The 14,186-nt window shown below is 36.2% G+C and carries 26 protein-coding genes; all 26 read left to right on the top strand.

Going from position 1 to position 14,186, the window contains the following annotated elements; genetic code table 11:
• Nucleotides 1-35 precede the first annotated feature (35 nt).
• The 26 genes from AHMF7605_RS13615 (at nt 36) to secY (ending at nt 14,185) form a co-directional block, all read left to right on the top strand.
• Complete coding sequence (locus AHMF7605_RS13615; protein ID WP_106930180.1) at nt 36-224, top strand: hypothetical protein; 189 nt, start codon at nt 36-38, stop codon at nt 222-224.
• 219 nt (nt 225-443) lie between these two features.
• The gene (gene rpsL, locus AHMF7605_RS13610; RefSeq protein WP_106930178.1) at nt 444-869 is read left to right on the top strand and encodes a 30S ribosomal protein S12; all 426 of its coding nucleotides are present in this window, start codon (nt 444-446) and stop codon (nt 867-869) included.
• A gap of 17 nt (nt 870-886) precedes the next feature.
• The gene (gene rpsG, locus AHMF7605_RS13605; RefSeq protein WP_106930176.1) at nt 887-1,354 is read left to right on the top strand and encodes a 30S ribosomal protein S7; all 468 of its coding nucleotides are present in this window, start codon (nt 887-889) and stop codon (nt 1,352-1,354) included.
• Between the two features lie 2 nt (nt 1,355-1,356).
• Nucleotides 1,357-3,456: an elongation factor G gene (gene fusA / locus AHMF7605_RS13600; RefSeq protein ID WP_106930174.1), complete on the top strand. Its 2,100-nt coding sequence runs from the start codon at nt 1,357-1,359 to the stop codon at nt 3,454-3,456.
• Between the two features lie 11 nt (nt 3,457-3,467).
• Nucleotides 3,468-3,773 carry a 30S ribosomal protein S10 gene (gene rpsJ / locus AHMF7605_RS13595; protein ID WP_106930172.1) on the top strand — a complete coding sequence of 102 codons (306 nt, stop codon included), beginning with the start codon at nt 3,468-3,470 and terminating at the stop codon, nt 3,771-3,773.
• 168 nt (nt 3,774-3,941) lie between these two features.
• Entirely contained in the window at nt 3,942-4,559 is a 618-nt protein-coding gene (rplC, locus tag AHMF7605_RS13590) for a 50S ribosomal protein L3 (protein WP_106930170.1), read from the top strand.
• Nucleotide 4,560: 1 nt separating this feature from the next.
• On the top strand, nt 4,561-5,190 hold the full coding sequence (rplD, locus tag AHMF7605_RS13585; RefSeq protein ID WP_106930168.1) for a 50S ribosomal protein L4: 630 nt from the start codon (nt 4,561-4,563) through the stop codon (nt 5,188-5,190).
• Between the two features lie 2 nt (nt 5,191-5,192).
• Nucleotides 5,193-5,480 (top strand): 50S ribosomal protein L23, encoded by a 288-nt coding sequence (gene rplW / locus AHMF7605_RS13580; RefSeq protein WP_106930166.1) that lies wholly within the window; start codon nt 5,193-5,195, stop codon nt 5,478-5,480.
• Between the two features lie 5 nt (nt 5,481-5,485).
• On the top strand, nt 5,486-6,313 hold the full coding sequence (rplB, locus tag AHMF7605_RS13575) for a 50S ribosomal protein L2 (protein WP_106930164.1): 828 nt from the start codon (nt 5,486-5,488) through the stop codon (nt 6,311-6,313).
• Nucleotides 6,313-6,591 (top strand): 30S ribosomal protein S19, encoded by a 279-nt coding sequence (gene rpsS / locus AHMF7605_RS13570; RefSeq protein ID WP_106930162.1) that lies wholly within the window; start codon nt 6,313-6,315, stop codon nt 6,589-6,591. Before rplB ends, rpsS begins: the two co-directional genes overlap by 1 nt.
• A 2-nt stretch (nt 6,592-6,593) precedes the next feature.
• A complete protein-coding gene (rplV, locus tag AHMF7605_RS13565; RefSeq protein WP_106930160.1) occupies nt 6,594-6,983 on the top strand; it encodes a 50S ribosomal protein L22 in 390 nt (129 codons plus the stop codon).
• A gap of 7 nt (nt 6,984-6,990) precedes the next feature.
• Nucleotides 6,991-7,830 carry a 30S ribosomal protein S3 gene (rpsC, locus tag AHMF7605_RS13560; RefSeq protein ID WP_106930159.1) on the top strand — a complete coding sequence of 280 codons (840 nt, stop codon included), beginning with the start codon at nt 6,991-6,993 and terminating at the stop codon, nt 7,828-7,830.
• A 33-nt stretch (nt 7,831-7,863) separates the two neighbouring features.
• Nucleotides 7,864-8,286, top strand: a complete 423-nt coding sequence (rplP, locus tag AHMF7605_RS13555; protein WP_106930157.1) for a 50S ribosomal protein L16 — start codon at nt 7,864-7,866, stop codon at nt 8,284-8,286.
• Nucleotides 8,287-8,288: 2 nt separating this feature from the next.
• Nucleotides 8,289-8,492: a 50S ribosomal protein L29 gene (gene rpmC, locus AHMF7605_RS13550; protein ID WP_106930156.1), complete on the top strand. Its 204-nt coding sequence runs from the start codon at nt 8,289-8,291 to the stop codon at nt 8,490-8,492.
• 5 nt (nt 8,493-8,497) lie between these two features.
• On the top strand, nt 8,498-8,755 hold the full coding sequence (gene rpsQ / locus AHMF7605_RS13545; protein WP_106930154.1) for a 30S ribosomal protein S17: 258 nt from the start codon (nt 8,498-8,500) through the stop codon (nt 8,753-8,755).
• A gap of 4 nt (nt 8,756-8,759) precedes the next feature.
• On the top strand, nt 8,760-9,128 hold the full coding sequence (gene rplN, locus AHMF7605_RS13540; protein ID WP_106930152.1) for a 50S ribosomal protein L14: 369 nt from the start codon (nt 8,760-8,762) through the stop codon (nt 9,126-9,128).
• Nucleotides 9,129-9,131: 3 nt separating this feature from the next.
• Entirely contained in the window at nt 9,132-9,464 is a 333-nt protein-coding gene (gene rplX, locus AHMF7605_RS13535; RefSeq protein WP_106933469.1) for a 50S ribosomal protein L24, read from the top strand.
• 1 nt (nt 9,465) lies between these two features.
• Nucleotides 9,466-10,020, top strand: coding sequence for a 50S ribosomal protein L5 (gene rplE, locus AHMF7605_RS13530; RefSeq protein ID WP_106930151.1), 555 nt, complete (start codon nt 9,466-9,468; stop codon nt 10,018-10,020).
• 3 nt (nt 10,021-10,023) lie between these two features.
• Nucleotides 10,024-10,293 (top strand): 30S ribosomal protein S14, encoded by a 270-nt coding sequence (gene rpsN / locus AHMF7605_RS13525; protein WP_106930149.1) that lies wholly within the window; start codon nt 10,024-10,026, stop codon nt 10,291-10,293.
• 83 nt (nt 10,294-10,376) lie between these two features.
• The gene (rpsH, locus tag AHMF7605_RS13520) at nt 10,377-10,775 is read left to right on the top strand and encodes a 30S ribosomal protein S8 (RefSeq protein WP_106930148.1); all 399 of its coding nucleotides are present in this window, start codon (nt 10,377-10,379) and stop codon (nt 10,773-10,775) included.
• Nucleotides 10,776-10,786: 11 nt separating this feature from the next.
• Entirely contained in the window at nt 10,787-11,341 is a 555-nt protein-coding gene (gene rplF / locus AHMF7605_RS13515) for a 50S ribosomal protein L6 (RefSeq protein WP_106930146.1), read from the top strand.
• A 9-nt stretch (nt 11,342-11,350) separates the two neighbouring features.
• Nucleotides 11,351-11,701, top strand: coding sequence for a 50S ribosomal protein L18 (gene rplR / locus AHMF7605_RS13510; protein ID WP_106930145.1), 351 nt, complete (start codon nt 11,351-11,353; stop codon nt 11,699-11,701).
• A gap of 3 nt (nt 11,702-11,704) precedes the next feature.
• Nucleotides 11,705-12,223 carry a 30S ribosomal protein S5 gene (rpsE, locus tag AHMF7605_RS13505; protein WP_106930143.1) on the top strand — a complete coding sequence of 173 codons (519 nt, stop codon included), beginning with the start codon at nt 11,705-11,707 and terminating at the stop codon, nt 12,221-12,223.
• Nucleotides 12,224-12,227: 4 nt separating this feature from the next.
• The gene (rpmD, locus tag AHMF7605_RS13500; protein ID WP_106930141.1) at nt 12,228-12,407 is read left to right on the top strand and encodes a 50S ribosomal protein L30; all 180 of its coding nucleotides are present in this window, start codon (nt 12,228-12,230) and stop codon (nt 12,405-12,407) included.
• 1 nt (nt 12,408) lies between these two features.
• Complete coding sequence (gene rplO, locus AHMF7605_RS13495; RefSeq protein ID WP_106930139.1) at nt 12,409-12,858, top strand: 50S ribosomal protein L15; 450 nt, start codon at nt 12,409-12,411, stop codon at nt 12,856-12,858.
• A 10-nt stretch (nt 12,859-12,868) separates the two neighbouring features.
• Complete coding sequence (gene secY, locus AHMF7605_RS13490; protein WP_106930138.1) at nt 12,869-14,185, top strand: preprotein translocase subunit SecY; 1,317 nt, start codon at nt 12,869-12,871, stop codon at nt 14,183-14,185.
• The last annotated feature ends 1 nt before the right edge of the window (nt 14,186 follow it).

Below are 14,186 nucleotides of genomic sequence, written 5' to 3'. Positions count from 1 at the left end.
TTAACGTAAAGCATAACACACTAATAATAAAATGTATGGATGCAATAGAGTTCAATACAACGATAGAGCCAAACGGAATAATACAACTTCCGGATGAATATAAGAACATATACAAAGGACAAGTAAAAGTAATCGTTTTGAAGGAAGAAGATTCAAGTACTAAAGAAAAGGTAGAACTGCAATACGCAAAACTAAAAGCAACAATTAAAGAAATTCAAGATTAAATTTTACTATTAGACCCTAATTTAGTGTAAGAGAAATATTGTTAAATTGTTGTTTTATAATAAGGACAAATAAACAAATAGATAGAAACTATCTTTAAGTGAATAAAATCAGTAAGTGCTTCATAATTACTTTATTAATTTTTTTGATATTGAAAAGTATTTTATATACCTTTGCAATCCAATTTAGAATAACACCATTTAATAATAAAAAATTAGTAAATGCCTACTATACAGCAATTAGTAAGAAAGGGTAGAGAAAAATTAACATCTAAATCCAAATCTCCTGCCTTAGACTCATGCCCGCAGAGAAGAGGCGTGTGTACCCGTGTTTACACAACCACTCCAAAAAAGCCAAATTCTGCCATGCGTAAAGTGGCGCGGGTACGATTAACTAATGGGAAAGAGGTAAATGCCTACATTCCGGGAGAAGGCCATAATTTACAGGAACACTCTATTGTATTAATTCGGGGTGGTAGAGTAAAGGATTTGCCTGGAGTAAGATATCATATTATTCGTGGTGCGTTGGATACTGCTGGGGTAAACGGAAGATTACAAAGAAGATCTAAATACGGAGCAAAGCGACCTAAACCAGGACAAGCAGCTGCCGCAAAAGGAGGTAAACCAGCACCGGGTAAAAAGAAATAATATTAGTGTATTAAAAAATGAGAAAAGCAAAACCTAAAAATAGAGTTCTTCTTCCAGATCCAAAGTACAAAGAAACTTTGGTGACCCGTTTTGTAAACTACCTGATGTATGATGGTAAAAAGAGTATTGCTTACAACATTTTCTATGATGCTTGTGAAGCAGTAGAAAAACGGACAAAGGAAAACGGTTTAGAGACTTGGAAAAAAGCTTTAAATAATATTATGCCTAGCGTTGAGGTGAAAAGCCGCCGTGTTGGTGGAGCAACTTTTCAGGTTCCTACGGAAGTTAGACCAGATAGAAAAATTTCGTTAGGAATTAAATGGATGATTCTGTACGCAAGAAAGCGGGGAGAAAAAACAATGACAGATAAATTAGCTGGAGAAATAATTGCTGCAGCTAAAGGAGAAGGTGCTGCTGTTAAGAAAAAGGACGATACCCACCGGATGGCTGAAGCAAATAAAGCCTTCTCACATTTTAGATTTTAATAATGGCTCGCGATTTAAAATATACAAGGAATATTGGGATTGCTGCGCATATTGATGCCGGTAAAACTACTACAACAGAACGTATTCTTTACTATTCTGGAGTAAGCCACAAAATAGGTGAAGTTCATGATGGAGCTGCAACTATGGACTGGATGGAACAGGAACAGGAAAGAGGTATTACCATTACTTCTGCTGCAACAACCGTTAATTGGGATTACAGAGGTAACAAGTACCATATTAACATTATTGATACTCCAGGACACGTTGACTTTACTGTTGAAGTAAATCGTTCATTAAGAGTATTAGATGGATTAGTATTTTTATTTAGTGCTGTAGATGGGGTAGAGCCTCAATCTGAAACTAACTGGCGATTAGCAAACAACTATAACGTAGCTCGAATCGGATTCGTGAATAAAATGGATCGCTCAGGTGCGGATTTCTTAGCTGTTGTAAGACAAGTAAAAGAAATGCTGGGAAGCAATGCAGTTGCCTTACAATTACCTATTGGTGCAGAGGATAATTTTCGCGGGGTGGTGGATTTAGTTAATTTCCGGGGTATCGAATGGAATGAACAGGATAAAGGAATGACCTTTATTGAAGTTCCTATTCCGGATGATATGCTGGAAGAAGCTACTCAATACCGGGAAAAATTATTAGAGGCAGTAGCAGAGTATGATGAAAGCTTAATGGAAAAATACTTTGATGATCCGGAATCTATCACCGAGGATGAAATCCTGTCAGCTTTAAGAAAAGCTACTATTGACATGGCTATCGTACCAATGCTTTGTGGATCTTCTTTTAAGAACAAAGGAGTACAAACAATGCTGGATTACGTAATGGCGTTGTGTCCATCTCCTTTAGATAAAGAAAGTATAAAAGGAACGAATCCAGATACTGGTGAAGAAGTAGCAAGAAAGCCTTCTGAAACGGAACCATTTGCTGCTTTAGCTTTTAAAATTGCTACTGACCCTTATGTAGGTCGTCTTTGCTTTATTCGGGCATACTCCGGAGTGTTAGAATCTGGTTCTTACGTATACAATACTCGTTCTAACAATAAGGAACGTATATCACGTATTTTTCAGATGCATGCTAATAAGCAAAATGCAATTGAAAGATTAAGTGCAGGGGATATTGGCGCAGTAGTAGGATTTAAAGATATTAAAACTGGAGATACACTATGCGCGCAAGATGCCAAAATCGTCTTGGAAGCTATGGACTTTCCAGAACCAGTTATAGGATACGCTATTGAACCTAAAACCCAAGCAGATGCGGACAAAATGGGTATGGCTATTGGTAAATTAGTGGAAGAAGATCCAACTTTGCAAGTTCACACTGATCAGGAAACTGGTCAAACAATTCTGAGAGGAATGGGTGAATTGCACTTGGAAATTATCATGGACCGACTAAAAAGAGAGTTCAAGGTAGAAATAAACCAGGGTGCACCACAAGTTGCCTATAAAGAAACAATCACGAAAAGCGTTGAACACAGAGAAACTTACAAAAAGCAATCTGGTGGTAGAGGTAAATTCGGTGATATTGTTTTTGAAATTGGACCAAGAACTGATGAAAAAACAGGATTAGAGTTTGTTAATGCCATAGTTGGAGGGGTAATTCCAAAAGAATTTATACCAGCCATTCAGAAAGGCTTCGAAGAAGCTATGAAAGACGGGGTACTTGCTGGCTTCCCAATTGAATCAATGCGAGTACGTTTGTTCCATGGATCATACCATGAAGTGGATTCAGATGCATTATCTTTTGAATTGGCGGCTCGACAAGGCTTTAAAGAAGCAGCTCGTAAATGTGCTCCAAAATTATTAGAACCTATAATGGCTTTGGAAGTAATCACTCCTGATGAATATACCGGTCCAGTAACCGGAGATTTGAATAGAAGGAGAGGTTTAATGAAAGGAATGGACACAAAAGCAGGTTCACAGGTTGTAAAAGCAGACGTTCCTTTATCTGAGCTATTTGGTTATGTAACGGATTTAAGAACTTTAACATCTGGAAGAGCTACAGCAAATTTAACATTCTCCCACTATGAGCAAGTGCCACAAAATTTGGCCGAAGCTATTGTGGCAAAAATTAAAGGTACAGGAAAATAGTTGTAAATAAGATGAATCAAAAAATTAGAATAAAACTAAAGTCTTACGATCACAACTTGGTTGACAAGTCGTCTGAAAAAATCGTGAAGGCAGTTAAAGCTACCGGTGCGATTGTAAGCGGCCCAATTCCATTGCCTACAGAAAAAGACAAATTTACTGTTCTTCGCTCTCCTCACGTAAATAAGAAAGCACGTGAGCAATTTCAATTATGTACTTATAAAAGATTGGTAGATATTTATTCAACCAGTTCAAAAACGGTAGATGCTTTAATGAAATTAGAATTACCCAGTGGAGTAGACGTTGAAATTAAAGTTTGACGTTGTATTTCGTTCATTGATAATGAAAAAACCAGGGTTATTCTCTGGTTTTTTTTTAAATAAATGAATATTTGTAAAATAAATTTTTGCATATATAATTTTAAATTTAGTATCTTTGCACTCCCTTAATAAAAAGTTAAGGGTTGTATTTAAATAATATAAAGTAGAATGCCTGGAATTATCGGTAAAAAAATCGGAATGACAAGCCTCTTCACTCCTGATGGAAAAAGCATAGCGGCTACGCTTATCCAAGCAGGGCCGTGTGTTGTAACACAGGTAAAAACAGTTGAAGTGGATGGATACCAAGCTGTACAAGTCGGCTTTGGTGAAGTTAAGGAAAAGAAGGTGTCGCGTGCATTAGCAGGCCACTTCAAAAAAGCAAATTCAACAGCAAAAGCCAAAGTTGTTGAATTTAGAACAGAAAATGAAAGTTTTCAGCTAGGCGATACTATAGGAGTTGACCTTTTTGAAGAAGGTGAGTTTTTAGATGTAGTAGGAACTTCAAAAGGAAAAGGCTTTCAAGGTGTTGTGAAACGCTATAATTTTAGTGGTGTTGGTGGCCAAACCCATGGTCAGCATAACCGTGCCAGACACCCTGGTTCAATTGGTGCCTGCTCTTGGCCCTCAAGAGTTTTCAAAGGAATGCGAATGGCTGGAAGAATGGGGAATAACCGCGTAAAAATTCAAAATTTAAGAGTTATGCGGGTTTTAGCCGATAAAAATTTAATTCTTGTTAGTGGCTCTGTTCCTGGTGCCAAAAATTCATTTGTTGTATTAGAAAAATAGAATGGAACTTTCTGTATTAAACATTAATGGACAGGATACGGGCAGAAAGGTAAGTCTTTCAGATGCAATCTTTGGAATTGAACCAAATGAGCATGCTATGTATCTAGATGTGAAACAATACCTGGCAAATCAAAGGCAAGGTACACATAAAGCAAAAGAGCGTAATGAAGTTTCTGGAACAACCAAGAAGCTGAAAAAGCAAAAAGGCACAGGCGGAGCACGGGCGGGTTCTATGAAGTCTCCAGTATTTATAGGAGGGGGCCGTGTATTTGGTCCCAGACCACGTGATTATTCTTTTAAATTAAATAAAAAAGTAAAAGCATTAGCAAGAATTTCTGCTTTATCCTCATTAGTTCGTGATAACAAAATAGTTTTATTAGAGTCAATCCAATTATCACAGCCAAAAACCAAGGACTTTACTGGTATATTAACCAACTTGAAAGTAAGTGGTAAAAAAACACTAATTGTAACTTCTGAGATAAACCAAAATCTTTTTCTTTCAACCCGTAATTTACCTAAGGTAAAAGTTTCTACGGCTGCTAACTTAACTACTTACGATTTGTTGAACTCCGACACATTGCTTTTAACAGAAGAAGGTGTGAATACATTAGAGCAATTCTATAACAAATAAAGATGGATATTTTAAAAAGACCTCTAGTTACAGAGAAAATGACTGCTCTAAATGAGAGTGGAAAGTATGCTTTTGAAGTTGGCAAGAATGCTAATAAAGTAGAGATAAAAAAGCAAATAGAAAAAATATATGGAGTTACAGTAGAAAAGGTAGCAACAATGCGTGTTCAAGGAAAACTAAAAACTAAAAACACAAAAGCAGGAGTTGTTTCAGGTCGTAAACCTACTGTAAAAAAAGCAATAGTTACTTTGAAGAAAGGTGACATCATTGATTTTTATAATAACATATAATAAAAATGGCATTAAAAAAACTAAGACCAACAACACCAGGTCAAAGATTTAGAATAGCGCCGGAGTTTGAAGAAATTACTTCTAGTACTCCCGAGAAATCTTTGTTGGCACCTATATCAAAATCTGGTGGTAGAAATGATTCTGGTAAAATGACCATGCGGTATATTGGTGGTGGTCATAAGAAGCAATACCGGATAATTGATTTTAAAAGAACCAAGCATGGAATTCCAGCTACAGTAAAATCAATTGAGTATGATCCAAACCGGACTGCACGTATTGCTTTAATCTATTATGCTGATGGGGAGAAAAGTTATATTCTAGCTCCAGTTGGGTTAAAAGTTGGAAGTACAGTTATTTCAGGTCCTGGAATAGCTCCTGAGGTTGGTAATTGTTTGCCATTAACAGATATTCCATTAGGTACTATTGTTCATAATATTGAATTAATGCCAGGTAATGGCGGAACATTAGCAAGAAGTGCTGGAACGTATGCACAATTAGTAGCCCGTGAAAGCAAATATGCAACTCTTAAATTACCATCTGGTGAAATGCGTATGGTTCTGGTGAAATGCCAGGCTACAGTAGGTACTGTATCCAATGCAGATCACATGAATGAAAACTTAGGTAAAGCAGGAAGAAGCCGTTGGTTAGGTATCCGACCAAGAGTACGTGGTGTAGCAATGAACCCAGTAGATCATCCGATGGGTGGAGGTGAAGGTAAATCTTCTGGAGGCCATCCTCGCTCACGCAAAGGCTTATATGCGAAAGGTAGAAAAACTAGAAATAAAAATAAATATTCAGAAAACCTGATTGTTAATAGAGGTAAAAATAAATAATGGGAAGATCATTAAAGAAAGGGCCTTATATTGACTTCAGGCTCGAGAATAAGGTAACTGCAATGGATGGATCTGGCAAGAAAGCTGTTATAAAAACTTGGTCTCGCCGGTCTATGATTTCACCCGATTTTGTTGGGCATACCTTTGCAGTACATAATGGAAATAAGTTTATTCCGGTATACGTGACGGAAAACATGGTTGGACATAAACTTGGTGAATTTGCTCCGACTCGCAATTTTCGTGGGCACGTGGCTAAAAAAGATAAAGGCAAAAGATAGTTATGGAAGCAATTGCTAAACTGAAAAACGTACCAACATCACCACGTAAAATGCGGTTGGTAGCGAACTTAGTCCGCGGGAAGAGTGTTAACAAAGCTTTGGGTCTGCTAAAGTTTGAAGCTAATTCTGGTGCGGAGCGAATAGAAAAACTCTTACTATCTGCATTATCTAACTGGCAGCAGAAAAATGAAAATATCCGTTTAGAAGATGCCAATTTAGTTATCAAAGAAATCTTTGTAGATGAAGGTAAAATGTTAAAAAGATTACGGCCTGCGCCGCAAGGGCGTGGACACAGAATCAGAAAACGTTCGAATCATGTTACTTTGATTGTTGATAGCATTTCAGAAGAAAATTTAATAAGTGTTTCGGATAATTTGAATAACGCCAAATAATTTAACAATGGGACAAAAAGTTAATCCGGTAGGTTTTAGATTAGGTGTCATCAAAGGATGGGACTCCAACTGGTATGGCGGAAAAGATTTTGCTGAAAAACTTATCGAAGATGAGAAAATAAGAAAATATATTCTTGCACGTATTCCTAAAGGTGGTATTTCTAAAATTGTTTTAGAAAGAACATTAAAAAGAATAACAATTACTATTAACACCGCTCGTCCAGGAGTTGTAATTGGTAAAGGTGGTCAAGAAGTTGATAAAATTAAAGAAGAATTAAAGAAGATAACTAATAAGGACGTTCAGATTAATATCTTCGAAATAAAGAGACCTGAATTAGATGCTAAGCTAGTAGGTGAATCTGTTGCACAACAGTTACAAGCGCGTATTTCCTTCAGAAGAGCAATGAAGCAAGCTATTGCTTCCGCAATAAGAGTTGGTGCAGAAGGAGTTAAAATACAAGTATCAGGACGTCTTGGTGGAGCTGAAATGGCACGAACCGAGCATTATAAAGAAGGTCGTACTCCTTTACATACTTTAAGAGCCGATATTGATTATGCTTTATCTGAAGCACAAACAGTATATGGCAAACTAGGAATTAAGGTATGGATATTTAAAGGCGAAGTATTTGGAAAGAAGGATTTATCCCCAAATCAAGAACCAGCTAAGCCAGCAAATGCAGCCGCCAGCTCTCCTCGTGGAGAACGGACAAACGAGCGAGGTGATAGAGGAGGAGATCGGAACGCTAGAAATCGGGGTGATCGTAATGATCGAGGAGATAGAAATGATCGTGGTAGTCGTGGAAACAACAACCGGGGTTCAGGCAATAAAGGTGGAGGACGCCGGTAATTAAAGTAACTTCTTAAGTAAAAGATATTATAAATGTTACAGCCGAAAAGAACTGTATATAGAAAAATGCATAAAGGCCGCGTAACGGGACTAGCTCAACGTGGCAGTACCATCTCGTTTGGAACTTTTGCAATTAAATCATTAGAAGCATCTTGGATAACAAGCCGGCAAATTGAAGCTGCTCGGATTGCTATGACTCGTGCAATGAAAAGAGAAGGTCAAGTTTGGATAAGAATTTTCCCGGATAAGCCTATTACTAAAAAGCCTGCAGAGGTTCGGATGGGTAAAGGAAAAGGCTCGCCTGAATATTGGGTAGCAGTAATTAAACCAGGAACAATCTTATTTGAATCTGATGGTGTTGATTTGGCTACAGCTCAAGAGTCATTGCGGTTAGCAGCACAAAAGTTGCCAGTGCGAACAAAATTTGTTGTACGTAGAGATTACGTTGAAAATTAATTATGAAATACTCTGATATTAAAGCGCTTACTTTGGAGGAATTAAGAGAGCGCCTAGCTGTAGAAAAGACTAATAGCCAAAACTTGCGTTTTGCACATTCTATTTCGCCATTGGAAAATCCTTTGAAAATAAAGGAATCTCGTAAAAATATCGCAAAACTAAATACTGAGCTTCGTAACCGAGAGTTACAAGATACTCAAAAGTAAAAATAATGGAAGCGAGAAATTTAAGAAAAGAAAAGACCGGGAGAGTTGTTTCAAATAAAATGGACAAGTCAATAACGGTAATTGTGGAAAGTAAAATGAAGCATCCTATATATGGAAAATTTGTTTCTAAATCCACAAAGTTTACAGCTCATGATGAAAGAAATGAGTGTGGGATTGGAGATACGGTTCGCATAATGGAAACACGACCGTTAAGTAAAACGAAGAATTGGCGTTTAGTTGAAATCATAGAAAGGGCTAAATAAAAAAATGATACAGCAAGAATCAAGATTATCAGTTGCTGACAATAGTGGCGCCAAAGAAGTACTATGTATTAGGGTATTAGGCGGTACAGGAAAAAAGTACGCTTCTATTGGAGATAAAATAATTGTAACGGTTAAATCTGCTTTAACCTCGGGTAACGTTAAGAAAGGATCTGTTTCAAAGGCAGTAGTTGTTCGAACCAAAAAAGAAATCCGTCGGAAAGACGGATCTTATATTCGGTTTGATGATAACGCAGCGGTTCTTTTAAATAACAATGATGAACCAAGAGGTACTCGTATTTTTGGCCCTGTTGCTCGTGAATTGCGTGAAAAACAATTCATGAAAATTGTTTCGTTAGCCCCTGAAGTATTATAAATGATGAAAGCGACAATAAATAAGACTCATAAATTGCATGTAAAGACGGGTGATACCGTCAAAGTAATTGCAGGAAATGAGAGAGGAAAAACTGGACGTATAGTTTCTGTAAATACAAGTGCCAGTAAGGTGATTGTAGAAGGTTTAAATAGGGTAACTAAACATAATAAACCAAGTGCTAAATCTCCTAATGGTGGTATCACCCAAAAAGAAGCTTATATTCATGCTAGTAATGTTATGTTAATAGAAAATGGTCAAGCTACTAGAACAGGCAAGAAAAACAATGCAGAAGGTAAATTGCAGCGTTATTCAAAGAAATCAGGAGAATTAATCTAAAATGGCAACTGCGAGATTAAAAGAAAAATATCAGAAAGAGATAGTGTCTCAGCTGAAAGAAAGATTTCAGTACAAGAGCATTATGCAAGTACCACGTATAACCAAAATTTGTATTAACAAAGGCATTGGTAGCGCTGTTGCAGACAAAAAGCTAGTTGATATCGGAGTGGATGAACTCACAACAATAACAGGGCAAAAAGCTGTTGCTACCAAAGCAAAAAATTCTGTCTCTAACTTTAAACTTAGGGAAGGTATGCCTATAGGCGCGCGAGTAACATTGAGAGGAGATCAAATGTACGAGTTTATGGATCGACTGTTGACTATAGCTTTACCACGCGTTAGAGACTTTAGAGGAATTAACGATAAAGGGTTCGATGGACGCGGCAATTATACACTTGGTGTAAAAGAGCAGATAATATTTCCGGAAATAAGTATCGATAAAATTAAAGCTATTTCTGGAATGGATATTACTTTTGTTACTACGGCTCAAAATGATGAGGAAAGCTATGAATTACTCAAAGCATTTGGAATGCCGTTTCAAAATTTAAAGAAATAAGTAATGGCTAAAGAATCAGTAAAGGCCCGCGAATTAAAAAAACAAAAAGCAGTAGAAAAGTATGCTGCTAAAAGAAAAGAATTAAAAGCGGCTGGAGATTATGAAGGCTTAGATAAGTTGCCACGTAATGCTTCTCCCGTAAGATTACATAATAGATGTAAGTTGTCCGGTCGTCCAAGAGGTTATATTCGGAAGTTTGGAATCTCTAGGGTTATATTCCGTGATTTAGCATCAGCTGGTAAAATACCAGGAGTAACAAAGTCAAGCTGGTAAATTTTCTTTTATCAAACTAGATAATTGTTTAGAAGTTTGTATCTTTGCGGCTCCAAAAAAGAGCTATATAAATTTTATATATAATGAATACAGATCCAATTGCAGATTATTTAACTAGACTGCGTAATGCTATAAAAGCAAATCATAGGATAGTTGAAATTCCATCTAGCAAAATTAAAAAAGAAATCACTCGTGTGTTACACGAAAAAGGATATATTCAAAGTTACCGCTTTGATAACTCTTCTGTTCAGGGAACAATTAAAATTGCATTAAAATATAATCCTAGCACAAAGCAATCTGCAATTGTTAACTTAGAAAGAATTAGTAAGCCTGGATTGCGCAAATATGTTCATTTCGAAAACTTACCACGAGTTCTAAATGGCTTAGGTGTGGCAATTTTATCTACATCGCAGGGAGTGATGACTGAAAAAGAAGCTAAGGGGTTAAATATTGGTGGGGAAGTTCTTTGTTACGTTTATTAATTTATTGAAGTATGTCACGGATTGGAAAATTACCCATTGAGCTTCCTGGTAACGTAGAAGTTACTCTTAACTCAAATAATTTAGTAAAAGTTAAAGGACCAAAGGGTTCACTTGAAACTCAAGTGGATCGAGATATTCTTTTAACAAAAAAAGATGGACAACTTGTTGTTGGTAGACCTACCGAGCAAAAGCGGCACAAGGCGCTTCACGGTCTTTATAGATCTTTAATAAATAATATGATTATTGGTGTTAGCCAGGGATTTAAAGAACAATTAGAATTAGTTGGAGTAGGATTTAAGGCCACAGCAACTAATAATACATTAGAATTATCTTTAGGTTATTCTCATAATATATTTTTGGCTTTGCCAAAGGAAGTTTCTGCAAGTGCAGTAACGGAAAAAGGTAAAGCTCCAGTTATTATTTTGGAGAGTATCGATAAACAATTGATTGGTCAAGTTGCCGCTAAGATAAAGTCTTTACGCAAAGTGGAACCATATAAAGGTAAAGGTATTCGTTTCGTAGGGGAAAATGTTAGAAGAAAAGCTGGTAAAACAGCATCTAAATAAAAATTAACAATGTCAGTTCAAAAATCAGAAAGAAGATTAAGAATAAGACGGAATATCAGAACTAAAATTTCTGGTACGGCTACAAAGCCTCGCTTATCGGTTTTCAGAAGTAATAAAGCAATATATGCTCAGCTTATAGATGATCTAGCGGGAAAAACTTTAGTGTCAGTTTCATCTCCATCAATTGAGAGTGAAACCTCATCTAAAATCGAAATGTCCTCGCTTGTTGGAAAGACATTGGCCAGTAAAGCTCAAGAACTTGGAATCTCCGAAGTTGTTTTTGATAGATCTGGTTATTTATACCACGGAAGAGTAAAATCATTAGCTGAAGGTGCCCGAAGTGGAGGCCTTAAATTCTAATATATGTCAAAGAATAGTTTAAGAGTTGTAAGAGCAAGCGAGATAGACCTCAAAGAAAAAGTTGTTGCTATCAAACGTGTTGCTAAAGTAGTTAAAGGTGGGCGTCGCTTTAGTTTTTCGGCTATTGTAGTAGTAGGTGATGGAAATGGAGTAGTAGGTTATGGTTTAGGCAAAGCTAATGAGGTAACGGATGCAATAGCAAAAGGAATCGATGATGCTAAGAAAAACTTAGTAAAAATTCCTGTTTATCATCACACTGTTCCTCACTCCATTGAAGGTAAGTATTCAGGTGGGTTTGTATTAGTTAAACCAGCTGCTGCTGGTACTGGTGTAATTGCAGGTGGTGCTATGCGGGCAGTTTTTGAAAGTGCTGGTATTAAGGATGTGTTGGCTAAATCAAAAGGATCTTCAAATCCTCATAATGTGGTTAAAGCTACGTTTGATGCATTGTCTAAAATGCGGGATCCATTAGCAGTAGCACAACAAAGGGGCGTTAATCTTTCCAAAGTTTTTAACGGATAACACAATGGCGCAAATAAAAATTACCCAAGTTAAAAGTATTATTGATAGTCCAGCTAAACAAAAGTTAACTATTAAAGCTTTAGGTTTAGGCAAAATAAGCAAATCTGTATTAGTTGAAAATACTCCTCAGATTGTTGGTATGATTCGTAAAGTTCATCACTTAGTAGATATAAAAGAATTATAATATGAATTTAAGTTCGTTACAACCAGCCGCTGGATCAGTGAAGGATAGGAAGAGAATTGGGCGGGGTACTGGATCTGGTCGGGGTGGAACTTCTACTCGTGGCCATAAAGGTGCAAAATCTAGATCTGGATATTCAAGCAAAGTTGGTTTTGAAGGTGGTCAGATGCCTCTACAAAGGAGAGTACCTAAATTTGGCTTTAAGAATTTTAATAGAGTTGAATACGCTTCAGTAAATTTAGATGTTATAAATTCATTGGTGGCCAGTAAAGATGTAAAAATTGTTGATTTTGCCTTCTTGAAATCACACGGTTTAGTTTCAAAAAAAGATAAAGTTAAAATTTTAGGACGTGGAAGTGTAGAAGATTCTTTAGAAGTTCATGCACATGCTTTTTCAAAATCAGCGATTGAAGCAATTGAAAGTGCTGGTGGAAAAACTGTTGTTGTAGTATAAAGTTCATTTTATGAAAAAATTTATTACAACTATTAAAAACATTTTTGCAATTGAAGACCTAAGGACTCGTATTCTGAATACCTTAGGTTTTATTGCTATTTTTAGATTAGGTTCTTACGTTGTATTACCTGGCATTGACTCGTCTAAACTACAATCAAACTCTCAAGGTATCTTTGGTCTTTTAGATACACTACTTGGTGGAGCATTTAGTAATGCATCTATTTTTGCATTAGGAATAATGCCTTATATATCAGCTTCGATTGTTTTACAACTTTTAACAATTGCAGTTCCTTACTTTCAAAAGCTTCAAAAAGAAGGCGAATCTGGAAAAAAGAAAATAAATCAATACACCAGAGTTTTAACTATTGCTATAACAGCTGCTCAATCTATTGGTTTTATTGCTACAATAAATGCTGAAGCAATAGCAGTTAGTAATATATTGTTTACTGTTTCTTCTGTAATTATTCTAACAGCTGGAACTATGTTTTGCATGTGGTTAGGTGAAAAAATTACAGATAAAGGTATTGGCAATGGTATCTCCATGTTGATAATGATTGGAATAGTTTCTAGAATACCAAGCGCCATTTTACAAGAGATTCTTTCTAAACGGTTAAACGGAGCCTTAATTTTTCTTTTGGAATTATTTGTTCTTTATTTGGTTATAATGGCTGTAGTTATGCTTACACAAGCTGTTCGTAGAATTCCGGTGCAATATGCAAAGCAAATTGGTGGTTCTACTCAGTATAGCGGACAAAGACAATTTATTCCATTAAAAGTTAACGCGGCAGGCGTAATGCCAATAATATTTGCTCAGTCTCTAATGTTTATTCCTGCCTTAATAGCATCTATTTGGCGTGATACAAGTGAAACAGCATCTTACATTGGTACTACATTTTCTGACTATACGAGTTGGCAGTATAACTTCTTGTTTGGATTTCTAATTTTAGTTTTTACTTACTTTTATACAGCTATTAGTGTTAATCCAGACCAGATTTCGAATGACTTGAAGAGAAGTGGGGGATTTATTCCAGGAGTTAAACCAGGTATTGCTACTTCGGAATACATAGGTGATGTACTTGATAAAATTACATTACCAGGAGCTTTATTTTTAGCCATTATTGCTATTTTTCCTGCTATTGCCTTATTGTTTGGAGTAACAAGAGAGTTTTCTGCTTTTTTTGGTGGTACTTCTTTAATTATTATGGTTGGAGTGGTACTAGATACATTAAATCAAATTGAAAGTTATCTTTTAATGCGCCATTATGATGGTATGATGAAATCTGGTAAACTAAAAGGTAGATCTCAAAATATCGCTTTGGCCTCTTAAA

The organism is Adhaeribacter arboris (assembly GCF_003023845.1).
Lineage (GTDB): Bacteria > Bacteroidota > Bacteroidia > Cytophagales > Hymenobacteraceae > Adhaeribacter > Adhaeribacter arboris.
Note: the sequence above shows the minus strand (reverse complement) of the source record. Positions and strands in the feature narration are given on the sequence as shown.